Below are 23,116 nucleotides of genomic sequence, written 5' to 3' on the forward strand. Positions count from 1 at the left end.
CTCAAAATAGATCCAGCTGCCCCTGATGCCCTGTATTGACGGGTTCATCACGGGGCGGCTGCGGCGCTTGCGCAGTCGACACCCTGGCCAAGCGCTCAGCCAAGCCCGCCGCGCGCTCGGCGCGGGTCGCTACGGCTTCAGCCAGGCGCTGGGGTAAGCCCCAGATCTCGACCTTGTGCTTGGCCCGGGTAATACCGGTGTAGAACAGGCTGCGAGTCAGCAACGGGCTTGGCTGTTCAGGCAGCGCCAGCAGCACTTCGCTGAACTCCGAGCCCTGGCTTTTATGTACGGTCATGGCGAAGGCACTGTCGTGGCTGGGCAGCCGCGCCGGGGCAAAGGGCCTGAAACCCTGCTCGCCCTCGAAGAACACGCGCAAGCCATGTTCGGTCGGCAAGCAGATACCAATATCACCGTTGAACAAGCCCAGCGCATAGTCGTTCTGCCGAACCATTACTGCTCGTCCGGCATACCAGCGCTCACGGCTGGCGACTTGCTGGCGCCGCCTGATACGCGCTTCCAGGGCTTCATTGATACCCGCCACACCCCAAGGCCCTTCACGCTGGGCGGTGAGCACCCGAAAATCATTGAAGGCGCTGAATGCAGCTTCTGGGTCGGCGCTTTTAACCGCCTGGAAGTAACCGGCGTAGCCCTGGGTCAAACGCTCCAGCAGATCGGTCGCGTTTGGCTCTGCCTGCCAGGCAAGATCAGCCCGCGACTCCCTGAGCAAACTCAAGGTGCCCGGCACGTCACCGGCGTTTATTCGCCGGGCTAGTTCGCCAATCCCACTGTCGCCGGCAAAACGATGGCTGTGGGTCAGCAACACCACGGCATCACCGAGTTTTGACGCGGGCGGCTGCACCTCTACTTGTTGCCCGGTAATACGTTGTAGATCAGCCGCTGCCTGGGCATCAAAGCCGCGCCCCTCACATAACTCGGCAAAGACGGCACCTGCTTCAACCGCCGCCAGTTGATCTTTATCGCCGAGCAAAATCAGTCGCGCCTTGGGCGGCAAGGCATCGACCAACTTGGCCATCAGCGCCAGATCGACCATGGAGGCTTCATCGACCACCAACACATCAAGCGGCAGAGGATTTGCCGCCGTATGCCGCACCTGCGGGCTGTCGCCGCGACTACCGAGCAGGCGGTGCAAGGTACGCGCTTCTTCCGGGAGCATCTGCTTGACTGCATCGCTCACCGGCAATGCAGCCTTGGCGTTGCGGATTGCCTCGGCCATGCGCGCCGCAGCCTTGCCCGTCGGTGCACCAAGGCCAATCGCCAACTGCTCGCCACCCGGCTGTTCAAGCAAGGCTGCGAGCAAGCGTACAACCGTAGTGGTTTTACCGGTGCCGGGCCCGCCGGAAATCACCGCCAGATTGCGCCGTACCGCTTGCGCCGCGGCGAGACGTTGCCAGTCGGGCTGCTGGGTATTGAAGGCAAACAAACGCTCAAGGGTTTGCCCAAGCACGGCTTCATCAACCGCTGGCAGAGCGGCTGAACGGGCCAGCAATTGCTCGGCGAGCTGCTGTTCATAGGCTTGATAACGGGCCAGATACAAGCGCTGGCCATCCAGTATCAGCGGGGTGAAATCACCGGCCTCACCCACCAGCGGCGAGGCGTGCAGGAGGTTTAGCCAGTCAGCCAACACCGGCAGTTGCGTGGTGTTTTCCGGCCATGGGCGCTGGCCAGCAAGACGCGCTAAATCCAGGCACACATCGCCCTTCTCCAGCGCGGCGCAGGTCAAGGCAGCCGAGGCCAGTACCCATGCATCTGCGTCCGGCTGCAACCGTTGCAGGCTCTGCACCAAGGCACGCTCCAGCGCGCCGAATGACAACTGGGCAAGATCGATCATGCGGCCACCTCGGCGCTGAATAACAGATCAAGGGCATCCAGCAATTCATCACTGGGCCGCGAGAAATACACGCCAGCGCTTGGCATGCCGCGCAGAAACAAGTAATAGGCGCCGCCGATTTGCTCATTGCTGAAGTCGCTCAGGCGCTGGCGCAGAAAACGCCGCAGGGCGACCAGATAAATCAGGTACTGCAAATAGTAATGCTCGCGGGCCAAGGCCTGCACCAGCCGTTCGCCGCTGTAGAAACTGGCGTCCGGGCCCAGCCAGTTGGATTTGTAGTCAGCGATATACCAACGCCCTTGATACTCAAATGTCAGGTCGATAAACCCTTTCAGAAAGCCCTGCAAGCTGTCGAACTCAAGCCGCGCTGCCGCTTCACGCATGGGTTCGGCCAGACCATAGGCCGGATCAGTCAGAATGGCGCGTAAGCGCTGCACATCCAGACGCGCCACCGGGAAGGTAAAACCCAGTTCAGGCAAGCGACGCGCGCCAGCAAGGGTGGTCAACGTCAGACCCGCGCCGTCCAAGTCAGTATCAAGCACTTGTTGCAGTTGGTTGCGGGCAATTTCAGTCCAGTCGCTGGAAATGCCGTGGCCGCTCAAGGCCGGCTCGACCAGCTCTGCCAGCGGCGCTTTGTTGCAGGCCCAGTCTTCAAGGATCGCGTGCAAGCAAGTACCGGCGCGTGCGCCACGGGGGAAGCCATAAAAACCCATGCCCGGCTCGCTGGCGTCTGGAATCACCAAGCCATCGCGGTCTGGCGCCTCCATATGCATACCGGCTGACAAGCCAGAGAAGCTGCCAATACGCCAACTGCTGTGCAGGCTGCGGTGCAACTGCGTCAATTGTTCTGGAGCGGGAGCACGATGCTCACCAGCAGCACTGGCTTCGGCTTCAAGCAGCGGCGTCAGGCCAATATGCTGCTGGCTGTTATTGGCCAGGGCTTCAAGCTCTGCACGTATGCCCTGTGGCGTCAGGTTTTGCAGGTGCGCAGCCATCTCGGTCAGCGGGTCATTGCCCGGCAGATCGCGGCCCTGTAGCAGCCAGGCCAAGGCGCTGCTGTGCAAGCCTTCATCGCTTAAGGTGCCGTCTTTTTTTGGTTTGCAGTCGATTGCGCCCCAATGCAGCCAGAGGCGCACGGCAGCGCGGGTCATGGCCACATAGGTCAGGCGCAAGCGCTCGGCAAAACGCTCTTGCCGCGCCAGCTGGCGATGCTGATCAAACTGCTCGCCGCCAAGGTCGAGCAATGGCGTGCCGTCTTCGGCATGACAGGTGATGTCTTCCGTCTTGCGCAGCAACGCGCCATCCCAGAGGTAGGGGCAAAACACCAAGGGATATTCCAGGCCTTTTGAGGTGTGGATGGTGACGATCTGCACCCGTTCGGCATCGCTTTCCAGACGCAGCAGCGCCTCTTCGCCGTGATTATCCACACTGCGCTGGGCGTTGAACCAGGCCAGCAACTGCTCCATGCCCGGGCGCTGCAGGCTTTCGCTTTGCAGCAATTCGGCCAGATGCAGCAAGTTGGTCAAGCGCCGTTCGCCATCGACAACTTCCAACAAGCGCTCGGCAACGCCTTGCTCGTCCAGCCAGGCGCGGAAGGCGCGCATAAAGCCTTGTTGTTGCCAGAGTTGATGGTAACGCTCCGCCGCTTCACGCTCTTGATCCCAAGCCCGCGCATCATCCTGGCAAGCCGCCAGATCTGCCGCACTACGCCCGAGCAAACGTGTTGCCAGCGCATAGCGCAATGCGCCCTCACGGCCCGGTTCAGCGTAGGCCGCCAGCACCGCAGACAAGGCTTCGGCTTCTTCGCTGTGCCAGACACTTTCCTTACCGCGGCGCACACTGGGGACGCCCCGAGCCGCAAGCTGCGCGGCAACCTCAGCGGCTTGGCGATGACTGGCGACCAACACCGCAATATCACCGCCCTTGAGCGGTTCGTGCACGCCATCATCGTCGAAGTAGGCTTGGCCTTTGGCGCTTGCCGCCAGCAAGCCAGCGATACGTCGGGCCGTGTCGATAGCGACCAAACTGCCTGCCTCGCCTTTGCTCAGGTAATCATCCGCCAGCCAGACCAACGCCAGCGAGGCATCGCTTTGCCCTTCGAGCTCTGGCAACACCAGCTTGGCCCGCGCCTTGTCGCTGGCGCCAACGCTTGGATAGTCCAGCCCCTCGACGGCAAATGGCATGGGCCGGTCAAATACCTGGTTCAGGGCGCTGATCAGTTGCGGCGTTGAACGGTGGTTGGTGGCCAGGCTGTATTGCCGGGCGGCTTCACTGCGCGCAGTAAAATAGGTGGCCAAGTCCGCCCCGCGAAATGCGTAGATCGCCTGCTTGGGATCGCCGACAAAACACAGATCCGCGCTATTAGCAGGCTCATCGATGACCTGCGCTGACTCCAGCCCGCTGTCTGCGTAGATACGCCGGAATATCTGGTATTGAATCGGATCGGTGTCCTGAAACTCATCGATCAACGCCAGTGAATACTGCTCGCGCAGCGTCTGGGCCAGATGCTCGCCGCCTTCGCCGTACAGGGCTTGTTGCAGCTGGTTGAGCAGGTCATCAAACGCCAGCATGCGCTGCGCCGCCTTGCGCGCTGGCAGTTGTTGATTGAGCTGGCCGATCATCCGTACTTGCAGGTCGATCAGGCGTTGCTCGGCCTCAGGCTGCGCCGCATCCAGTGCGTCGCACAAGCCTTGCAAGGCATCGGCGACCGCTTCTAACGGCGCCGCAAACCCCTTGTTGGTGCCTTTGATCAATGCCTCGCGGGCCAGTTTGCGCAAGCCATCGACCTTGCTGAACAGAGCCGCCGCATCACTGAAATAGCCATCCAGTTCAAGTTGCCAGAAGCCGAATTTCTCGGCGCTGTAGCTGCGCTTATTGAAGCCATCAAAGGCTTTGAGCTGCTCGATCCAGCCCGCGCCCTGACGCAACCAGAAGTCTTTGGCGTGCTGCCAGGCGTTACGCAACTCAGCCAGCTCAGCCGGAGCGCCCGGCTGGGGCTCAATGCGCAAATAGGGTTTGCCCAAATGGCTGCGCAAGCGCTGGCGCAGCACCTGCGGGGTTATTTTCTGCTGCACCAAAAACGCCGCCCATTCAGGCTCTGCGCTGGCCAGCTCAATACGCCAGAGATCGGCGATCAGCGCATCCAGCAGCTCGCGGTCATCCTGGGTCAGCTCGTTATCGAAATCGCCACCGGCTTCAAACGCCGCATCTTGCAACGCGCGCTGGCAGAAACCGTGAATGGTGAAGATCGCCGCCTGGTCAAAACCATGCACCGCGAGCAACAAACGTCGGTGGCTGGCCGAGTCGGAGAATTGGTCATGCAAGGCATTGAGCAAGGCATCAGCGCCGTGACCCTGCTCATAAACCACCAGCAACTCGGCCAGGCGCTTGCGCACGCGTTCGCGCAACTCAGCCGTGGCCGCGGTGGTGTAAGTCACCACCAGAATCTGGGAAACGGACAGCTGCTTTTCCAGCAACAAGCGCGCATAGAGCAAGGTCAGGGTGAAGGTCTTACCGGTGCCCGCACTGGCCTCGATCAGCGAGCGACCCTTGAAGCTGTCGTGCAGCAGGTCCAACTTAACGCCACTCATTGCTCGTCCTCATCGCCTTGCAGGGCATCCAGCGCAGGGCCATACAACTGTTCGGCCAATGCTTCGAAGCGTTCATCCAGAGGTTCCCGGTCACGAAACGCCAACGCGTTCCATGGGTCCTGGCTTTCGCCACTCATAAAATCGTTCCCGGCCCACAAAATACGTGCCTCGCTGCGCGCGGCGTCTATGGGTTCCTTGCGCCCCGGTTTGCGCCATTTTTTAGCAAAGCCATAACTGCACTTGGCCAAGACTGGTAAGGGTTCGCACAGCGCCGAGCGGTAAGCCAGCAGCCAGGGTTCGAGCAATTCACGGGCATTGCCCAAGGCGCCCAGGCGCCACTCGCTTTTGGGTGACAGCAATCGGCTCTCGCGACAAACAGCGGGGTTATCGCTGCAGTTGAGCAGCAAGTGGCGCAGCCAGAATGGCGCCAGCTCCCACGCACCCAGGTCGCGCAGGCGGTAATCGAACAGGCCGCTCTCGCAGACACCTTCGAGCCAGCCATGTATACGCACACCGGCCAGCTTGATATCAACCAACACCGGCTGCGGCGCATCATCCGGACGCTCGGCAAACAGCGTCGGTGCGAAGGCCCGGATCGGCCCGCGAATTTGCCCCCAATACGCCTGCCCCAACTCGCCGACCGGCAACCAACCGGAGGCCGCCGCGATTGCACGTTCCTCGGCTTCGCTCCAGTTGCGCTCAATCGCCTGCAAGGCCAATTGACGCAGGCCGTGGGTCGATGTCCACTCAACACTGAAGGGCTCGTCGCCCGCCAGCGCGTCCTCGGTTTGCGCCAAGCGCAAGCCAAGGCGTTGTTCCAGCAGGTAGCGCGCCGGGTGCTTGAAGCAATGAATCAACTGGCTCGGTTCCAGCGTCAGCCATTCTTCATCAGGCTCGGGTAAGCGCTCAACAAAAGGCTGGGCAAGCATATTCACTGGCTGGGCCAGACGCTGCGCGGCGCGGAACCATGGCGCAGCAAAACCGGCATGGCGATCCTGTTGAAAGTTAGCCGGGGCAAACGGCTGCAACGGATGCTGGAGAACGATGTGCTTGCTCGCGGTTTGCGCGTAGGCATGTTCCGCCCCGGCGCATACCGCAGTCAGATCGACCACTTCGAGCAACTCACTGATCAGCACCGAAGGCGGCAACTCAGCGTTACTGCGCGGGTCGCGACCGACATAGCTGAGGTACAGGCCACCGCGCGCGCTGAGCAGGGTTTCGAGCAGCAAATAGCGGTCATCCAGACGCCGGGCACGGTCACCCCGACGCGGTTTCTGGCCGATCAAATCAAAGCCGGCCGCTGGCGTTCTACGTGGCAGTGCGCCGTCATCCAGGCCGAGCAGGCACACCTGTTTGAAGGGCAAGCTGCGCATCGGCACCATGGTGCAGAAGGTCACCGCACCGGTTAGAAAGCCTGAGGCGCCGCTGCCTTGCTCCAGCGCAGCGCTGAGTTGCTGACGAATCAGCGCCAGCTCAAGGGGCCGCTCGATGCCGGATGCCAGCGCCTGTTCCTGCAAGGCCGCACACGCCTTGGACAGCAACAACAAGGTATCGCCCGCCTCGCGCTCATCAAACAGGTTATCGACCAGCTCAAGCAGGGTCTGCGCCCATTCACTCAATGAACGAGGGCGCTGCATGTTTTGCGCTAATCCGGCGAGCCGTTCGACAAATCCGGCCAGGCGTCCGAGCAATTGGCCGCGCGCCCCTTCCAGCGCATCCAACGGCCAGCTTTCACCCAACAGCGGCGCAGCCAGACCGGCCAGTTGCGGCGGCGCGGCAAAGCCCAGCAACAGGCGATCGAGCCCCTGACGCCAGGTGAATGCCGCATCGGCCGGTAAACCCAATTGCTGACGATGGCTGCTGTCGCGCCCCCAGCGTACGCCTGCCTCGTGCAGCCAATCGCGAATGAGCGGTAAATCTTCCGCTTCGATCCCGGCCTTGCGGGCGATGGCGGGCTGTTCAAGCCAGCTCAGCACTTCCTCTGCGGCAAAGCGGCTGTCGGGCAGACCGAGCAGGCTGATAAAGGCCTCGATCAGCGGTATTTCAGCGCGCAGGCTGCGGTCGGCAAGACTGAACGGAATACGCGGCACGCCTTCACGGGGCGCGAACACCGCTTCGATATAAGGCGCATAACGCTCGATGTCGGGCGTCAGCACCACGACCTGATCAGGCGTCAGCTCCGGGTCGGCTGCAAAGCGAGCGAGCAGCTGGTCGTGAAGGATTTCGACTTCACGCAACGGCGAGTGAGCGACGTGAACTTCCAGCGAACGATCATCTTCGCGCAGAACCAGACGCTGCTCAGGCGTGCGCGTTTGCAGGCGCAGGATGTCGTTCTGCAAGGCTTGCAGCAAACTGTCGTCGTGCAGCGCATCGTCTTCTGAATACAAGCCAATTTCCTGGCTGCCTTCACTGCTGGCCAGGGAAAATAAGCTGTCGAAGAAGTCACGCCCCTGTTTACCCAGACTAGCCAGTAGCGGGTGACCGACATCCAGGTACCAGTCATCCGGGCTCAGCTCAGGCTGACGCGCCAACTCACGGATATCACGAATCTCGCCCCAGGCCTCGCGGCACGGGTTGAGCGCGAAGATGATCACTTCAGTGTGCTTGGCCAGGCCATCGAGCACGCGCATGTGATGCGGCGGCAAGCTGCTGATGCCAAATACCAGCAGCCGCTCCGGCATGCCGGCAATAGGGTCACTGCTGTACAAGCGCTTGAGCAAGTCATCGAGCAGGCGCGCGCGGTGCGGGTGGCCGTCTTTAGTCAGTTCGCGCCAGAGCAAGGCTTGCCAGGCCTCGTCCGGCCCCAGCTCCAGCAACTCATTGCGCTCCCAGGCCGCCAGCCAGTCATCGCGGTAGAGCAGATACTGGTCAAAGACGTCGGCGATCTTCGCTGCCAGCGACAACCGGCGGCGCTCATCACCGCCTTCAAGGTAGTGCGCCAGACGCGGCGCCTGGGCGAGATGCTCAGCCTCGCAAAGCCAGTCATACAGGCGCCAGCTCAGGGTGGTCGGTGAGAACGCGGATTGCTCGGGCAATTGGCCGAGCGCTAGGCGTGATAAATCCCAGACAAATTTTGCAGGCAGCTGCACATCCAATTGCATGGCGATGCCTTGCTTGCGCGCCAGCTCAAGCGTCAACCAGCGCCCCATGCCTTGGCTGGGCACCACCACTTTGACTGCCGCGAAGGGGTCACGCAAAGGTTGGGCGAGCAGCGTGGTCGCAAGCTCACCAAGGGTTTCCAGGTCTGGCGCGTGATACAGAGTCAGCATGGGTCACATCACATCCGGGCAATCTGGTTAGATTAACAGTTCAGTAAGGTGACAACAGATTTTGGCGGGATACAAATCCAGCGAGGCGGATGAAAAGCGCTATCGAGCGTAGGGTGCGACAACGCGAAGCTTGTCCAGCATGACTCAAACCCTAAACCCCGGGTTTGAGCCAATCGTCCGCCCCAATTGCAACAGCGTTACTTGCGGGCGCTGCGTACACCTTCAGCCAGTTGGCTGCACAGGTCGAGCACGCCTTTGACGGCCGCATCGCTGCTGTCGGCCTTTTCGATCTGATCGATCAGTGCCGAGCCCACCACCACACCTTCGGCCAAACGGGCGATGGTTGCGGCGTGTTCCGGAGTGCGAATACCAAAACCGATGCTAATTGGCAGGTCGGTGTGGCGACGCAGACGCGCAACTGCCTGCTCGACATGCTCAAGCGTGGCCGAACCGGCACCGGTCACACCCGCCACCGAGACGTAGTACACAAACCCCGAGCTGCCGTTGAGCACTTTCGGCAAACGCTTGTCGTCCGTGGTCGGAGTTGTCAGGCGGATAAAGTCGAGCCCGGCCGCTTGCGCCGGATCACAGAGGTCAACGTTATGCTCTGGCGGCAGATCGACCACGATCAGGCCATCGACTCCAGACTCCTTGGCCTCGGCGATAAAGCGCTCAACCCCGTATTTGTGGATCGGGTTGAAGTAACCCATCAACACCAGCGGCGTGCTTTGGTCATCTTGGCGAAACTCGCGCACCATCTTCAGGGTCTTGGCCAGGTCTTGCTTGGCGGCCAAGGCGCGAATATTGGCCAGCTGGATCGCCGGGCCGTCAGCCATTGGGTCGGTAAACGGCATGCCCAGTTCGATCACATCAGCGCCCGCCTTCGGCAAGCCCTTGAGGATCGCCAATGAGGCGTCATAGCCGGGGTCGCCTGCGGTGACGAAGGTCACCAGCGCGGCGCGGTTTTGTTGCTTGAGTTCGGCAAAGCGAGCTTGCAGGCGGCTCATCAGTTGTTCTCCTGCTGGTTTACGGCATCAGCCATGTGATGCATAACGGTTTGCATGTCTTTGTCACCGCGACCGGACAGGTTGATGACCATCAGGTGATCGCTTGGCAGGCTTGGGGCGCGCTTGAATACTTCAGCCAGTGCGTGGGCGCTTTCCAGTGCGGGAATGATGCCTTCCAGGCGACAGCACTTGTGGAAGGCATCGAGCGCTTCGTTGTCGGTGACCGAGGTGTATTGCACGCGGCCAATCTCGTGCAACCAGGCGTGCTCGGGGCCGATGCCCGGATAATCAAGACCGGCTGAGATGGAGTGCGCATCAATGATCTGGCCGTCGTCATCTTGCAGCAAAAAGGTGCGATTGCCGTGCAAAACGCCGGGAACGCCGCCGTTCAGGCTGGCTGCGTGCTTGCCGGTCTCGATGCCGTGACCGGCCGCTTCGACGCCGATAATTTCAACGGACTGGTCATCAAGAAACGGGTGAAACAGGCCCATGGCGTTAGAGCCACCGCCGATGCAAGCCACCAGGCTGTCTGGCAGACGCCCTTCCTGGGCCTGCATCTGCTCGCGGGTTTCCTTGCCGATCACCGCCTGGAAGTCACGCACCATGGCTGGATAAGGGTGCGGCCCGGCTACGGTACCGATCAGGTAGAAAGTGCTGTCGACGTTGGTCACCCAGTCGCGCAGCGCTTCGTTCATCGCATCCTTCAGGGTGCCAGTGCCGGCAACCACCGGAATCACCTTGGCACCGAGCAACTTCATGCGAAAGACGTTGGCCTGCTGGCGATCAATGTCGGTGGTGCCCATGTAGATCACGCATTCAAGGCCAAAGCGCGCCGCGACAGTTGCCGTTGCCACACCGTGCATACCTGCGCCGGTCTCGGCGATGATGCGTTTTTTACCCATGCGCCGCGCCAGCAAGATCTGACCGATGCAGTTGTTAATCTTGTGCGCGCCGGTGTGATTGAGCTCTTCGCGCTTGAAATAAATTTTCGCCCCGCCGCAATGTTCGGTCAGACGCTCAGCGAAATACAGCGGGCTTGGACGGCCGACATAATCACGCTGGAAGTACGCCAGCTCCTTGGCAAACTCGGGATCTTGCTTGGCTTTTTCATATTCGTCCGCCAGATCGTGGATCAACGGCATCAGGGTTTCTGCGACGTACTGACCGCCGAACGCGCCGAACAGGCCGTTGGCGTCAGGACCACTGCGAAATGAAGTCATGGTTTGCTCCTCAATCTAATCTGAACGGCTGGGTCACGAGCTTGGGCGGGCAAATGCTCCATCCACTCGGACAATGGACACAGGATAAGGCTGTGTGCCCCAGGAAAAAAGCGATAAGATTGCTGCGATCTGTTAGGAAAACTCACACATGAACCAAGCGCTTCCGCCCCTAAATGCATTACGTGCTTTCGAAGCGGCTGCCCGCCTCAACAGCGTTAGCGCTGCAGCAGACGAGCTTAACGTGACTCACGGCGCAGTGAGTCGACAGATCAAGCTGCTCGAAACACAGCTTGGCCTAACGCTGTTCAGCAAAGACGGACGCGGCCTTAAACTCACAGATTCAGGCGTACGTTTACGCGACACCAGCTCAGAGCTCTTCGAGCGGCTACGACAAACCTGCGCAGAGCTCAAGCAAGGCCAGGCTGAGTCGCCCTTCGTCCTGGCCTGCCCCGGCAGCTTGCTCGCGCGCTGGTTTATTCCCCGGCTCGATCGACTCAACCGCGAGCTGCCCGACTTGCGCCTGCAGCTGTCTGCCAGCGAAGGCGAGCTGGACCCGCGCGGCGCCGGAGTCGATGCCACCTTATGGTTTGCCGAGCCACCTTGGCCGGCGGATATGCGCGTATTCGAGCTGGCAGCGGAGCGTATCGGCCCGGTGGTAAGCCCGCGTTACAGCCATTTCAATGCGCTGGCACAGGGTTCTGCCGAAGGCTTGCTCAACGAGCCATTGCTGCATACAACTTCGCGGCCGCAAGCCTGGCCAAGCTGGGCACAGAGTAATGCCATCGCCCCGGCAAAGCTGCGCCTGGGCCAGGGCTTCGAGCATTTGTATTACCTGCTGGAAGCTGCCGCCGCCGGGCTTGGTGTCGCCATCGCCCCGCAGCAACTGGTCGCCGACGACCTGGCCGGCGGGCGCTTGCTGGCACCCTGGGGCTTTGTTGAAACCTCGGCACGGCTGGCGCTATGGGTACCGAAACGCCAACTGGATAAGCGCGCAGAGCGCTTGGCGCAGTGGCTGGAGCGCGAATTATCGCGCTGAATGCTTGATCCTTGCCTAGGCTTAGAGTGAACGTTGCACGGATGGCGGCATCAGTATTGATAAGTGCCTGATTTAATCGGCGCTACCAGCCCCTATCCAAAAGTGATTTCACTGAGGAGTAGACCATGTCAGACCACATCTACAAGAAAGTCGAAGTCGTTGGTTCATCCAAAACCAGCATTGACGATGCCATTAACAACGCCATTGCCGAATGCGCCAAGTCGATTCGTAACCTCGATTGGTTTGAAGTGACAGAGACCCGCGGACACATCGAAAACGGCAAGGTTTGTCACTATCAAGTCACCCTCAAAGTGGGCTTTCGCCTAAGCAGCAGCTAAACCCGCCTGGAGCTGCAGGCGAGCCTCGCCTGCACAGCCCTTGCTGCTGAATGCCTCTAGTACGGCGTTTGGCAGAGCGTTTGATTGCGGGTAATTAGTTACCGGCCCTTGGATTAGCGTCTAGAATTCAGGCGAACTGATTACTGACGGCTCAATCATGGCCAAACTCGTTTCCCGCTTTACGCTTCTTGTCGTTATTGCTGCCCCCACAGCCCATGCCGAGCTGATGCTCGACCGCGATGATGTGGAGGATCGGGTTAATGGCGTGCTGTCATTGATGTCCTACTCAATGACCCTTGATTTGGCCTCAAGCTCGCTACAGATCAAGGATGGCAGCAGCGGCAACCCAAGCATCAAGATGACCCAGTTGGGTGGCGGCGCGACCATGAGCAAGTCATTCCCGCTGTATCTCGAAGGCGCTGCGGCCTACAGCCGTTACGACCCACGCTTTGTCGCCACAGATGGTGCCGAGCGCCGTGCCATTCCGGTCAAGTGGAACTCTGTCTCGGCAACCGGTGGTGTCGGCTGGGATTTTCCCATCAGTGATGAAGTGGTGGTGCGTCCGATCGCCAGCGTGGGCCTGGGCTACATGACCAGCGACCTCAACGCGGCGCGGATATTGATCAACCGCAAGACCAATAAACAAATCAAGTTTCTCGATGACGGTCAGATGAGTGCCTTGGGCCTGGGCGGCGCCATGATGCTCGACTGGGAACGTGTTCGCCCCGATTACGAAGCGGATATCGAACTGCGCTACACCTACATGAATTTGCAGCAGATCGGCGGCGATGAAGCCATTAACGGCGAGGTTACCGCCGAAACAGCCAACTTATGGTCACGCTGGCGAGCACCCACCGGCTGGGTGGTGATGCAGCGCCCGCTGCGTTATGTCCTGGAGTTTTCCCATTCGGAATACCTGGGCGACCAACGGGGCGCCCTGGGTTTTGACCGTTTATCCACATTTGGCCTCGGCGTCGAGTTCGACTCCAGCGCTTACGACATATTTATCAGCCGCACCCGCCTGGTATTACGACAGATGGTCGGAGATAACGTATCGGGCTTGTCACTAGGCCTGGCGGTGAGTTTTTAACGCCGAGCCATAGGCGCAAATCAGCCAATTCGATTTCAGGACTTGGAATCGACTGATTAATCCCCACTATTAAACTCAAGTATTGGCGTATTCATTAAGGCTTGAGACTGCGCCGCACATTTGAGCATTTAATAGGCAGAGCAGATGAGCGCTTTAGCAAAGACCAAGATTTCTATCCTCGATCTAGCCCCAATCCGCGATGACGGCGACGCCAAGCAGGCCTTGGGCAACTCCCTGGCATTGGCGCAACATGCCGAGCAACTGGGCTTTAACCGCTTCTGGGTGGCTGAACACCACAACATGGACGGCATCGCCAGTTCGGCGACTTCGGTTTTGATCGGTTATCTGGCGGCCAACACCCAACGCATTCGCCTGGGCTCTGGTGGGGTGATGCTGCCCAACCACGCCCCGCTGGTCATCGCCGAACAGTTCGGCACACTGGCAACGCTCTATCCTGAGCGGATTGACTTGGGGTTGGGCCGTGCGCCCGGTGCCGACCAATACACCGCGCATGCCCTGCGCCGCGACCGCAGCGGCAGCGCCGATGACTTCCCGCGGGATGTAGAAGAACTTCAGCGCTATCTGGGCCCGCGCACAGCCAATCAACGGGTTGTGGCCATGCCCGGCAGCGATACCAATGTGCCAATCTGGCTGCTCGGCTCAAGCCTGTTCAGCGCGCAGTTAGCGGGCCAGAAAGGCCTGCCCTATGCATTCGCCTCGCACTTTGCCCCGCGCATGATGCATGAGGCGATTCGGATCTACCGCGATCACTTCACCCCCTCCGATGTACTCGACAAACCTTATGTCATGCTCGGCGTCCCCTTGGTTGCGGCGGATACCGACGAACACGCTGAACACTTGGCGACCTCGGCCTACCAGCGGATTCTCTCGCTCATTCGCGGCCAGAGCCTGGTCCAGCGTCCGCCTGTCGCCAGCATGGACGGGTTGTGGTTGCCCCATGAACGCAATGCCGTGGGCGAGTTCTTTGGCCTGGCCATGATCGGCGGCCCGGAGAAAATCCGCGCTAAGCTTGAGGTATTGCTCGAGCAAACCGGCGCCGATGAGCTGATGTTCACCAGCGATCTTTACGACTTCAATGACCGCAAGCGCTCTTTCGAGATTCTCGCAGGCTTGCGCTGATCCGACGTTTATCGGCTGTGGAACCTGGCTGCCAACGAACTTGTTGGCAGCACCGGACTCTCAACTAAGTACCCTACGAAGCAGGAGATCTTTGATGAAGAAGACCGCATCAGCCCATTGGCAGGGCAGCATCAAACAAGGCAAAGGCACCATCTCGACCGAGAGCGGTGTGCTGTCAAAATCACCTTACGGCTTCAATACCCGCTTTGAAAACGAGCCGGGAACCAACCCTGAGGAATTGATTGGCGCCGCACACGCGGGCTGCTTCTCAATGGCGCTGTCGCTGCAACTGGGCGAAGCTGGGATGACTGCCGAGAGCATCGACACAAAGACGGAAGTGACCCTTGATAAAGACGGCGATGGCTTCTCGATCACCGCCGTACACCTGACCTTGCACGCAAAAGTTCCGGGCGCGGATCGTGCTGCTTTCGAAAAAGCGGTACAGAACGCCAAAACCGGCTGCCCGGTTTCAAAAGTGTTGAATGCAACCATCACCCTTGAAGCCACGCTCGAAACTTGATTCGCCTGCCAGCAAGACTGGTGACTAAAAAGTACCGCAGCGCATGACTTCTGCTTTGGCAACGACATTGCGCTGCTCGTCATAGAGCCAGCCTTGCGCTTCACGCATTAACGGGCGAGCCTGCATTTGGTAGCGTTTGCCCGCTTCAAAATTGTCATAGCGGTAGCGCAACTCGCAAGTCATCTGCACCGGCTCAGACATGCCCCCCAGGCTACCACCACCTTGCACCTCGAATTGGAAGCGCGCCTCCAAGTCATGGGCACCGGGTGGCACTTGGAAGTAACGTCCATCGTTGAGACGCTTTCCATCAAGTTTATTGGCCATCAGCAGATAGCCAGCGCTGGCGTAGAGGTCAACCCATGCCTGATTGGGTGACGGTTGTGGCAGCTCAGATGCGCAGGCGGTGAGGGCCAGCGTGCAGGCAGTGAGTGCTATTCGGTGCATGACAACCTCGTCAATGCCTAGAGAAGAGCATTCAGCATAGCGCTGTTTCACTCATATTTGCCCACAACTGCCTTCGCGTGCCGTGGCCAGCAGCCGGTCATTTGTATCAAAGAGTTTGGCCCAGGGCCGAAAACCTACGGAGCCAGCCTCCAGCCGATAGGTTTGCCCAGCGGCGAAGTCATTGTATTCGACCACCATCTCGCAGGTGCGCGCCAAAGGCGCTTCATCGCCGCCCATATTGGTCGCGTCCACCTCGAAGCGTATATGCGCATGCAACTCATGGGTGCCGGGGCTGACTTGAAAGAAACGGTCGTCTTCCAACGCTTTGCTATCAACCTCGCTGGCCAGCAACTCGGTATCGTCGTCAGTCCGCAGGTCCACCCAAGCCATGCTTGGGTCATGGCTCGGCATAAGCAACGAACAACCACTGATAAGTGCCAAACTGGTGACAGCCAAAAATGCGCGCATGCAAGGGCTCCGACTTTGATTATCAACGCTGGGGTAGCGCCGCTGTATTTGAACGAAAATCTGCTACTGAAAGGGGCTGGCGTATGGGCCTGCGGATACAGTAGTGTCCTGCCATGCCGCCTACTTATCGCTCTCTACTCGACCGCATCCCGCTAAGCTGGGTTCCATTGCTGCTCATCGTCCTGCTGAGCGGTTGTTCCAGCCTTGATTACTACAGCCAGCTGCTCAATGGGCAGGTTGATCTGTTGCAGCGCCGCCAAACCATTTCGCAACTGCTCAGCGACCCTCAGACCGATGCGCAATTGCGCAGGCGCCTGGCCCTTTCACAACAAGCACGCAGCTTCGCCAGCCAACAACTGGCCCTGCCAGATAACCAGAGCTACCGGGTCTACGCAGATGTGCAGCGGCCATTTGTGCTCTGGAATGTGTTTGCGACCCCGGAGTTCTCCCTAAAACCCGAATTGCACTGCTTCCCCATCGCCGGCTGCGTGGCGTATCGCGGTTATTACCAGCAGGGACGAGCGCGCGGCGCTGCGGCGCTGCTCAAGCAGCAAGGGCTGGATGTGTACATGGGCGGGGTTGAGGCTTATTCGACATTGGGCTGGTTTGATGACCCGCTACTCAACACCATGCTGCGCTGGAGTGACGAGCGCTTGGTCTCGGTGATTTTTCACGAGCTGGCCCATCAACAGTTCTATGTCGCGGGCGACACTGAGTTTAATGAGTCCTTCGCCACCTTTGTCGAACAACAGGGGCTGCGCCAGTGGCGAGCCGAGCATGACCAGCCTGCAGCAGATCCGCCAGCCGACCAGCAACGCGAGCAGTTTACCCAGCTTGTGCTAAAGACTCGTGCGCGTCTGGAAACGCTGTACGCCAGTGGTAAATCGGCCGAGCAAATGCGCCAAGGCAAGCAGGCTGAATTTGAGCTCTTGCGCGCCGAGTATCACGACCTGCGCCAGCGCAGTTGGGGCGGTGTCGGCCGCTATGATGGCTGGATCAACTCACCGATCAATAACGCCAAGCTGCTGCCCTTCGGCCTCTACGATCAGTGGGTGCCTGCATTTGCCAAGCTGTTCGCCGAAGCCGGCGGCGACTGGCCAAGGTTCTATCAAAAGGTTGCTCAACTTGGAAAATTACCGACGGAGCAGCGCAAGGCAGCGCTTGAATTGCGGTTAATGGCAAATTAACAGTACAGGTGACGAACTAGTCTCAGCTGATTGCGTCTAAATTATTCCTACTCAAAGCGAATGCTCCCAAGGCGGTGCGTCATGTTAAGCACGATCAAACCCCACACAGTTGTTGCCCTCGTTGCGCTTGGCGCTGCTCTGGGTAGCCTAAGTGCGCAGGCAGCGGTTAAACCTTGCGAAGAGCTCAAGCAAGAGATTGAGGTCAAGATCCAGGCCTCGGGCGTGCAGAGCTACACCTTGGAAATCGTCCCCAACGCTGAGGTTGAAGATGAAAACATGGTGGTCGGCAGTTGCGATGGCGGCACCAAGAAGATCATCTACCAACGTAACGACGGCTAAACCCACACTTGCGTCGACTCAGCCCGCAAAGGCCTGATGCAGTTCGTGCAGCGTCTGGAAGTGATAACGTGGCTGCTCGTCGCTAAGCTCAGCGAAGCTACCAAACCCATAACCGACCGCTGCTGCGTCCAAACCATTGTCGCGCGCGCCAATCAGGTCGTGTTTGCGATCACCAATCATCAGGCAATCACCTGGCGCCAAGCCCTCCTGCTCAAGCAGGTGGGCAATGAGCTCGACCTTGTTGGTCCGCGTGCCGTCAAGCTCGCTGCCATAGATCACCTTGAACTGCCCGGCAAAACCGAAGTGCTGGGCGATTTTTGCGGCGAATACCTGTGGCTTGCTGGTCGCCACATACAGGCTGCGCTGCTGACCGTTGAGCAAGCTCAGCAACTGCGGAACCCCTGAAAACATCTGGTTTTCATACAAGCCGACATCGGCAAAGCGCTCACGATAAAAATTCACCGCCTGCCAAGCCGTCGCTTGGTCCAGTGCGTAGGTGCTCATAAAACACTGCAGCAGTGGCGGCCCGATAAAATGCTCAAGCGCTTGCAGGTCTGGCTCATCTATCCCCAATTTGCTTAGTGCGTACTGCACCGAGCGGGTGATGCCTTCACGCGGGTCGGTAAGCGTGCCATCAAGGTCAAACAAGATATTTTGATAATGCATCGCAACCGCCCGCCTAGCGCCATGAGAAGAGTGCGCCACCATACAAAAATCAAGGTTCCAAACAAAGCTTAAATACCTGCGGATCACCCCAGAAGTAACATCTGGACCGAAGCACAAGCTGCAACTGGTCGTTGCCCAAAGTGTTATATACGCTTACTGTCAAACGACAACTATGGCGTCCAAGGTCTTTTGCGGCGCCCCTGACAGTAAATGTTGGCAAGGAGAAGCCGAGTATGTCGAAAGACCAACGTGGCATTCATGAGTTGTATGCTGAAGACCCAATCAAGGCGGAAAAACTGCTTTGGGATCGTGAGGCTGAACCAAGCCGCCGTGGATTTCTCAAGCGCAGCAGTTTGCTTGCCATGGCCTCTGCCCTGGGCGCCAGCATTCCATACGCCCGATTCATGCCGCTGGGCATTATTCCCGCCGGGCTGGCCCATGCAGACGAACCCTTCAGCATTGAAGGTAAAGACGGTCTCAAGGTACTCAATGACCGGCCCTTGAATGCAGAGACTCCCGCCCATTTGCTCGACGATGAAGTCACGCCGGCGCGCCATATGTTCGTGCGCAACAACGGCATTCCACCAGCACTCGAAACGCTGGATGCGGCCAACTGGAAATTGGAAATCGCGGGCGAGTCCTGCGTCACGCCGATGACCTTCACCGTCGCCGAACTCAAGTCACGCTTCAAGCACCACACCTATCAACTGGTGGTCGAATGCGGCGGTAATGGCCGCAGTGAATTCGTCCCGGCGGCAAGCGGCAACCAATGGACGGTAGGCGCCGTTGCCTGTCCGACCTTCACCGGGGTGCGCCTGCGCGATGTGCTCGAAGCCTGCGGAATTAAAAAGGATGCCGTCTACATCGGCTATTACGGCACGGATAAACACCCAAGTGGCGATCCAAGCAAACATGCGATCTCACGTGGTGTGCCCATGGACAAAGCCCTGGAAGACCAGACGCTGATCGCCTGGGCCATGAATGATCAACCAATTCCTTACCTCAACGGCCAGCCACTGCGCCTGGTTTGCGGCGGTTGGCCAGCTTCGACTTCGGGCAAATGGCTGAGCAAGATCGTGGTGCGCAACAAGGTGCATGACGGCAACAAGATGGCGCCGCCGTCTTACAGCGTACCCAAGTATCCGGTCGCGCCGGGCAGCGAAGTCCCACTCGAAGACATGCAGATCATTGAATCGATGCCGGTCAAGTCACTGATCACCTTCCCTAAATCCGGTGTCAGCCTGCCACTTGCGCAAAGCGTGCAGGTGCGCGGCCATGCATGGGCGGGCGATCTTGAGGTCAGTGAAGTACATGTTTCAACCGACTTCGGCGTGACCTGGCAACCGGCCAAGCTGAAGGCGCCGGTTAATCGCCTGGCATGGCAACACTGGAGCGCAGAACTGGATTTTAGCGAGAAGGGCTATTACGAGGTGTGGGCGCGGGCGGTGGATAATCAGGGTAAATCACAGCCCATGCTGGTGCCGGGCTGGAACCCCAAGGGTTATCTGAACAACGCCTGCCATCGCATCGCGATTCAAATAGTCTAGGAGGACCCATGGCCCACTCAACTGCCCTGAGTCTGTTGCTGCTCGGACTAGTATCAGTCTCGACCCAAGCCGCGCAAACCGCTACCCAAACCGACCCTGCCAGCGGTTTCATCATCGCGCCCGGCTGGGAAACCGTTCGCAATAACTGCATGGCCTGTCACTCGGCCAAACTGGTCACGCAAAACAGTGGCAGCCGCGAACACTGGCTGTCATTGATCCGCTGGATGCAGGACAAGCAAGGTTTATGGCCCTTTGATGCAAAAACCGAAGACACCATACTTACCTACTTGAGCAGCAACTACGGCGCCAAACTCGAAACCAGGCGCCCGGCGTTACTGGCTGAACAATTACCGGAAAACCCGCTCCGCAAACCCAAGCAGGCACCGTCCAAAGCAGATTGACGGCTTAGTGTCCGTAGCCCTCCATCAGGTGCTGATCCTTGAGATTCACGTAGTTTTTCGAGCTGTAGCAGAAATAACTGCGTTCCTTGTCGCTCAAGGGGCGCACCTGCTTGGCCGGGCTGCCGACATAGAGAAAACCGCTTTGCAGTCGCTTGCCCGGCGGCACCAGGCTGCCAGCGCCTAGCACCACTTCATCCTCGATCACAGCGCCGTCCATGACGATGCTGCCCATGCCAACCAGCACCCGGTTCCCAATGCTGCAACCATGCAAGGTAACCTTGTGCGCGATGGTTACATCGTCGCCAATATTCAGCGGATAACCGGCAGGATTGAATGGCCCGGCGTGGGTGATGTGCAAAACGCAGCCATCCTGGATGCTAGTGCGCTGGCCAATACGAATGCTGTGCATGTCTGCGCGAATCACGGTCAACGGCCAGACTGAGCTGTCGTCGCCAATCTCGACGTCACCCAGCACCACGGCGGAACTGTCGACAAATGCGCGCTCGCCCAGTTGCGGAGTGAATTGTTGGTAAGTTCGAATCGACACGATAGATTCCTCTTGGCTGTTAATGCTCAGAATTCTAATTAAGATACCAAGCCTATGGGTTGTTAATTGGCCTGTGTGACCCAATAACTGAATCAATAGTTTTTAATTTTTGCCTTCAAACGACAGGTGCCTGCCCGTGACCGATAGCAATCCGCTGCTCCAGAACTTCGATCTGCCGCCTTATTCCAGCATTCGCCCTGAGCATGTTGAGCCCGCGGTAGACACCATTCTTGCTGAGAACCGCGCAGCCATCGCCAAGTTGCTTGAGCAACATGCTGACGCTCCGAGCTGGGCCGGATTGGTGCTCGCGCTTGATGAGCTCAACGGGCGCCTGGAAAGGGCCTGGGGCCCGGTGAGTCACCTCAACGCCGTGCGTAACAACGCCGAATTGCGCCAGGTGTACGAAGCCTGTTTGCCGAAACTGTCCGAATACTTCACCGAGATCGGCCAGAACCGTCGCTTATTCGACGCCTACAAGGCTTTGTCGAGCAGCCCTGAGTCGGCTGGCTACGATGTGGCGCAACAGACCATTTTGCAGCACACCCTGCGTGATTTCCGCTTGTCCGGTATCGACCTGCCAGAAGCCGAGCAACAGCGCTATGGCGCGATTCAAATGCGCCTCTCCGAGCTGGCCAGCCACTTTTCCAACCAACTGCTCGATGCCACCCAGGCGTGGAGCAAGCACGTCACTGACGAAGCGCAGTTGCAAGGCATTACCGACTCGGCCAAGCAGCAAATGGCTGAAGCGGCCAAGGCCAAGGGCCTGGAAGGCTGGTTGATCACATTGGAATTCCCCAGCTACTACGCGGTGATCACCTATGCCGACAACCGCGCGCTGCGTGAAGAAATCTATGCCGCCTACTGCACCCGCGCCTCGGATCAAGGCCCGAACGCCGGGCAAAATGACAACACCCCGGTGATGCAGGAAATTCTCGACCTGCGCCAGGAGCTGGCCACGCTGCTGGGCTTTGCCAACTACTCGGAACTCAGCCTGTCGAGCAAGATGGCCGAGAACAACGAGCAAGTGCTGAGCTTCCTGCGTGACCTGGCCGTGCGCAGCAAGCCCTTTGCCGCGCAAGACCTCAAGGAACTGCAGGCCTTTGCCCGCGAGCAAGGCTGCGCTGACCTGCAAAGCTGGGACGCCGCCTACTACGGCGAGAAGCTTCGCGAGCAGCGCTACAGCATCTCGCAGGAGATCCTGCGCCCGTACTTCCCGGTCGATAAAGTGCTGACCGGCTTGTTCGCCATTGTCAAAAAACTCTATGGGATTCAAATCAAGGAACTCAGCGGCTTCGACACCTGGCACCCGGATGTGCGCCTGTTTGAGATCAGCGAGAAAGGCGAGCATGTCGGCCGCTTCTTCTTTGATCTCTATGCCCGGGCCAATAAGCGTGGCGGCGCATGGATGGACGGCGCCCGTGACAAACGCCGCAACGCAGCAGGCGAGCTGATCAGCCCAGTGGCCAATCTGGTGTGCAACTTCACCCCGGCGGTTGGCGACAAGCCTGCCCTGCTGACCCATGATGAAGTCACCACCCTGTTCCACGAATTCGGCCATGGCTTGCATCACCTGCTGACCCAGGTTGAGCACGCCGGCGCCTCAGGCATCAATGGTGTGGCCTGGGATGCGGTCGAGTTGCCGAGCCAATTCATGGAAAACTGGTGCTGGGAGCCCGATGGCCTCGCGTTGATTTCAGGTCACTACCAGAGCGGCGAAGCACTGCCGCAAGACCTGCTGGACAAGATGCTCGCCGCGAAGAACTTCCAGTCGGGGCTGATGATGGTGCGCCAGTTGGAGTTCTCCCTGTTCGACTTCGAACTGCACGCCACCCATGGCGACGGGCGCAGCGTGCTGGAAGTACTCGAAAGCATCCGCGCCGAAGTCTCGGTGATGCGTCCTCCGCAGTACAACCGCTTCCCTAACGGCTTCGCGCATATCTTTGCTGGCGGCTATGCAGCGGGTTACTACAGCTATAAGTGGGCAGAAGTACTGTCTGCCGATGCCTTCTCCAAGTTTGAGGAAGAAGGGGTGTTTAACAGTGACACCGGTCGCGCCTTCCGCCAGGCCATACTGGCACGCGGTGGCTCACAGGAGCCGATGGTACTCTTTGTCGATTTCCGTGGCCGCGAGCCGAGCATTGATGCACTGCTGCGGCATCTGGGCTTGAGTCAGGAGGCCGCATGACCGGCAGCAACACCCCCAAGAAGCGCTTTATCGCCGGTGCCGTGTGCCCGGCGTGCAGCGCGACCGATACGGTCAAAATGTGGGACGAAGACGGCGTGCCGCACCGCGAGTGCGTGGCCTGCGGCTTTAGCGATTTGCTTAACGCCCAAGGCCAGTCCGTGCCGCGCGAACTCGGTACGCGGGTTAACAAAGTCGAGGTCAAACCGGCTGAGACAAAAGTGCAAACCGTGCAGTTTTTCCCCAATCCCAAGCTGAAGAAACCCGAGAAATAGC

The 23,116-nt window shown here is 59.2% G+C and carries 20 protein-coding genes; 11 read left to right on the plus strand and 9 right to left on the minus strand.

The window, feature by feature from the left end:
- Position 1: 1 nt before the first annotated feature.
- The 5 genes from recD to trpB form a co-directional block, all read right to left on the minus strand.
- Positions 2 to 1,846 carry an exodeoxyribonuclease V subunit alpha gene (gene recD / locus AACY26_RS09135; protein ID WP_339514090.1) on the minus strand — a complete coding sequence of 615 codons (1,845 nt, stop codon included), beginning with the start codon at positions 1,844 to 1,846 and terminating at the stop codon, positions 2 to 4.
- A complete protein-coding gene (recB, locus tag AACY26_RS09140; RefSeq protein ID WP_339513200.1) occupies positions 1,846 to 5,439 on the minus strand; it encodes an exodeoxyribonuclease V subunit beta in 3,594 nt (1,197 codons plus the stop codon). The genes recD and recB overlap by 1 nt, the downstream gene beginning before the upstream one ends.
- On the minus strand, positions 5,436 to 8,708 hold the full coding sequence (gene recC, locus AACY26_RS09145) for an exodeoxyribonuclease V subunit gamma (protein WP_339513202.1): 3,273 nt from the start codon (positions 8,706 to 8,708) through the stop codon (positions 5,436 to 5,438). Before recC ends, recB begins: the two co-directional genes overlap by 4 nt.
- Positions 8,709 to 8,905: 197 nt before the next feature.
- The gene (gene trpA / locus AACY26_RS09150) at positions 8,906 to 9,715 is read right to left on the minus strand and encodes a tryptophan synthase subunit alpha (RefSeq protein ID WP_339513204.1); all 810 of its coding nucleotides are present in this window, start codon (positions 9,713 to 9,715) and stop codon (positions 8,906 to 8,908) included.
- Positions 9,715 to 10,935: a tryptophan synthase subunit beta gene (gene trpB / locus AACY26_RS09155; RefSeq protein ID WP_339513206.1), complete on the minus strand. Its 1,221-nt coding sequence runs from the start codon at positions 10,933 to 10,935 to the stop codon at positions 9,715 to 9,717. The genes trpA and trpB overlap by 1 nt, the downstream gene beginning before the upstream one ends.
- A 148-nt stretch (positions 10,936 to 11,083) precedes the next feature.
- Here trpB and AACY26_RS09160 point away from each other — a divergent pair, with 148 nt between their 5' ends.
- The 5 genes from AACY26_RS09160 (at position 11,084) to AACY26_RS09180 (ending at position 15,059) form a co-directional block, all read left to right on the plus strand.
- A complete protein-coding gene (locus AACY26_RS09160; protein WP_339513208.1) occupies positions 11,084 to 11,971 on the plus strand; it encodes a LysR family transcriptional regulator in 888 nt (295 codons plus the stop codon).
- Between the two features lie 125 nt (positions 11,972 to 12,096).
- Positions 12,097 to 12,309, plus strand: coding sequence for a dodecin (locus AACY26_RS09165; RefSeq protein ID WP_010488136.1), 213 nt, complete (start codon positions 12,097 to 12,099; stop codon positions 12,307 to 12,309).
- A 157-nt stretch (positions 12,310 to 12,466) separates the two neighbouring features.
- Positions 12,467 to 13,399: an autotransporter domain-containing protein gene (locus tag AACY26_RS09170; RefSeq protein WP_339513211.1), complete on the plus strand. Its 933-nt coding sequence runs from the start codon at positions 12,467 to 12,469 to the stop codon at positions 13,397 to 13,399.
- Between the two features lie 144 nt (positions 13,400 to 13,543).
- A complete protein-coding gene (locus AACY26_RS09175; protein WP_339513213.1) occupies positions 13,544 to 14,539 on the plus strand; it encodes an LLM class flavin-dependent oxidoreductase in 996 nt (331 codons plus the stop codon).
- A gap of 94 nt (positions 14,540 to 14,633) precedes the next feature.
- The gene (locus AACY26_RS09180) at positions 14,634 to 15,059 is read left to right on the plus strand and encodes an OsmC family protein (protein WP_339513215.1); all 426 of its coding nucleotides are present in this window, start codon (positions 14,634 to 14,636) and stop codon (positions 15,057 to 15,059) included.
- A gap of 24 nt (positions 15,060 to 15,083) precedes the next feature.
- Here the strand turns inward: AACY26_RS09180 and AACY26_RS09185 are convergent, their stop codons facing one another.
- Both AACY26_RS09185 and AACY26_RS09190 read right to left on the minus strand, forming a co-directional pair.
- On the minus strand, positions 15,084 to 15,503 hold the full coding sequence (locus AACY26_RS09185) for a PA0061/PA0062 family lipoprotein (RefSeq protein ID WP_339513217.1): 420 nt from the start codon (positions 15,501 to 15,503) through the stop codon (positions 15,084 to 15,086).
- 51 nt (positions 15,504 to 15,554) lie between these two features.
- Complete coding sequence (locus AACY26_RS09190; RefSeq protein WP_339513219.1) at positions 15,555 to 15,971, minus strand: PA0061/PA0062 family lipoprotein; 417 nt, start codon at positions 15,969 to 15,971, stop codon at positions 15,555 to 15,557.
- A 113-nt stretch (positions 15,972 to 16,084) separates the two neighbouring features.
- Here AACY26_RS09190 and AACY26_RS09195 point away from each other — a divergent pair, with 113 nt between their 5' ends.
- A complete protein-coding gene (locus tag AACY26_RS09195; RefSeq protein ID WP_339513221.1) occupies positions 16,085 to 17,158 on the plus strand; it encodes an aminopeptidase in 1,074 nt (357 codons plus the stop codon).
- Between the two features lie 81 nt (positions 17,159 to 17,239).
- On the plus strand, positions 17,240 to 17,497 hold the full coding sequence (locus AACY26_RS09200) for a DUF1161 domain-containing protein (protein ID WP_339513223.1): 258 nt from the start codon (positions 17,240 to 17,242) through the stop codon (positions 17,495 to 17,497).
- An 18-nt stretch (positions 17,498 to 17,515) separates the two neighbouring features.
- On the opposite strand, the gene AACY26_RS09205 is transcribed toward AACY26_RS09200, so the two are convergent.
- Positions 17,516 to 18,163, minus strand: a complete 648-nt coding sequence (locus tag AACY26_RS09205; RefSeq protein WP_339513225.1) for an HAD family hydrolase — start codon at positions 18,161 to 18,163, stop codon at positions 17,516 to 17,518.
- 233 nt (positions 18,164 to 18,396) lie between these two features.
- Here AACY26_RS09205 and AACY26_RS09210 point away from each other — a divergent pair, with 233 nt between their 5' ends.
- A complete protein-coding gene (locus AACY26_RS09210) occupies positions 18,397 to 19,710 on the plus strand; it encodes a sulfite oxidase (protein ID WP_339513227.1) in 1,314 nt (437 codons plus the stop codon).
- 8 nt (positions 19,711 to 19,718) lie between these two features.
- Positions 19,719 to 20,111, plus strand: coding sequence for a hypothetical protein (locus AACY26_RS09215; protein WP_339513229.1), 393 nt, complete (start codon positions 19,719 to 19,721; stop codon positions 20,109 to 20,111).
- Positions 20,112 to 20,115: 4 nt separating this feature from the next.
- Here AACY26_RS09215 and AACY26_RS09220 read toward each other — a convergent pair whose 3' ends face one another.
- Positions 20,116 to 20,658: a gamma carbonic anhydrase family protein gene (locus tag AACY26_RS09220; protein ID WP_339513231.1), complete on the minus strand. Its 543-nt coding sequence runs from the start codon at positions 20,656 to 20,658 to the stop codon at positions 20,116 to 20,118.
- A 136-nt stretch (positions 20,659 to 20,794) separates the two neighbouring features.
- Here AACY26_RS09220 and prlC point away from each other — a divergent pair, with 136 nt between their 5' ends.
- Positions 20,795 to 22,843 (plus strand): oligopeptidase A, encoded by a 2,049-nt coding sequence (gene prlC, locus AACY26_RS09225; protein WP_339513233.1) that lies wholly within the window; start codon positions 20,795 to 20,797, stop codon positions 22,841 to 22,843.
- Positions 22,840 to 23,115 (plus strand): YheV family putative zinc ribbon protein, encoded by a 276-nt coding sequence (locus tag AACY26_RS09230; RefSeq protein WP_339513235.1) that lies wholly within the window; start codon positions 22,840 to 22,842, stop codon positions 23,113 to 23,115. The genes prlC and AACY26_RS09230 overlap by 4 nt, the downstream gene beginning before the upstream one ends.
- Position 23,116: the final 1 nt, after the last annotated feature.

Origin of the sequence: Pseudomonas sp. RL_15y_Pfl2_60, from assembly GCF_963970595.1 — a bacterium.
Lineage (GTDB): Bacteria > Pseudomonadota > Gammaproteobacteria > Pseudomonadales > Pseudomonadaceae > Aquipseudomonas.

Coding starts and splice junctions, on each gene's coding strand:
- recB (WP_339513200.1), bottom strand. CDS start 5,439: ATGAGTGGCGTTAAGTTGGACCTGCTGCACGACAGCTTCAAGGGTCGC.
- recC (WP_339513202.1), bottom strand. CDS start 8,708: ATGCTGACTCTGTATCACGCGCCAGACCTGGAAACCCTTGGTGAGCTT.
- trpA (WP_339513204.1), bottom strand. CDS start 9,715: ATGAGCCGCCTGCAAGCTCGCTTTGCCGAACTCAAGCAACAAAACCGC.
- trpB (WP_339513206.1), bottom strand. CDS start 10,935: ATGACTTCATTTCGCAGTGGTCCTGACGCCAACGGCCTGTTCGGCGCG.
- AACY26_RS09160 (WP_339513208.1), top strand. CDS start 11,084: ATGAACCAAGCGCTTCCGCCCCTAAATGCATTACGTGCTTTCGAAGCG.
- AACY26_RS09165 (WP_010488136.1), top strand. CDS start 12,097: ATGTCAGACCACATCTACAAGAAAGTCGAAGTCGTTGGTTCATCCAAA.
- AACY26_RS09170 (WP_339513211.1), top strand. CDS start 12,467: ATGGCCAAACTCGTTTCCCGCTTTACGCTTCTTGTCGTTATTGCTGCC.
- AACY26_RS09175 (WP_339513213.1), top strand. CDS start 13,544: ATGAGCGCTTTAGCAAAGACCAAGATTTCTATCCTCGATCTAGCCCCA.
- AACY26_RS09180 (WP_339513215.1), top strand. CDS start 14,634: ATGAAGAAGACCGCATCAGCCCATTGGCAGGGCAGCATCAAACAAGGC.
- AACY26_RS09185 (WP_339513217.1), bottom strand. CDS start 15,503: ATGCACCGAATAGCACTCACTGCCTGCACGCTGGCCCTCACCGCCTGC.
- AACY26_RS09190 (WP_339513219.1), bottom strand. CDS start 15,971: ATGCGCGCATTTTTGGCTGTCACCAGTTTGGCACTTATCAGTGGTTGT.
- AACY26_RS09195 (WP_339513221.1), top strand. CDS start 16,085: ATGCCGCCTACTTATCGCTCTCTACTCGACCGCATCCCGCTAAGCTGG.
- AACY26_RS09200 (WP_339513223.1), top strand. CDS start 17,240: ATGTTAAGCACGATCAAACCCCACACAGTTGTTGCCCTCGTTGCGCTT.
- AACY26_RS09205 (WP_339513225.1), bottom strand. CDS start 18,163: ATGCATTATCAAAATATCTTGTTTGACCTTGATGGCACGCTTACCGAC.
- AACY26_RS09210 (WP_339513227.1), top strand. CDS start 18,397: ATGTCGAAAGACCAACGTGGCATTCATGAGTTGTATGCTGAAGACCCA.
- AACY26_RS09215 (WP_339513229.1), top strand. CDS start 19,719: ATGGCCCACTCAACTGCCCTGAGTCTGTTGCTGCTCGGACTAGTATCA.
- AACY26_RS09230 (WP_339513235.1), top strand. CDS start 22,840: ATGACCGGCAGCAACACCCCCAAGAAGCGCTTTATCGCCGGTGCCGTG.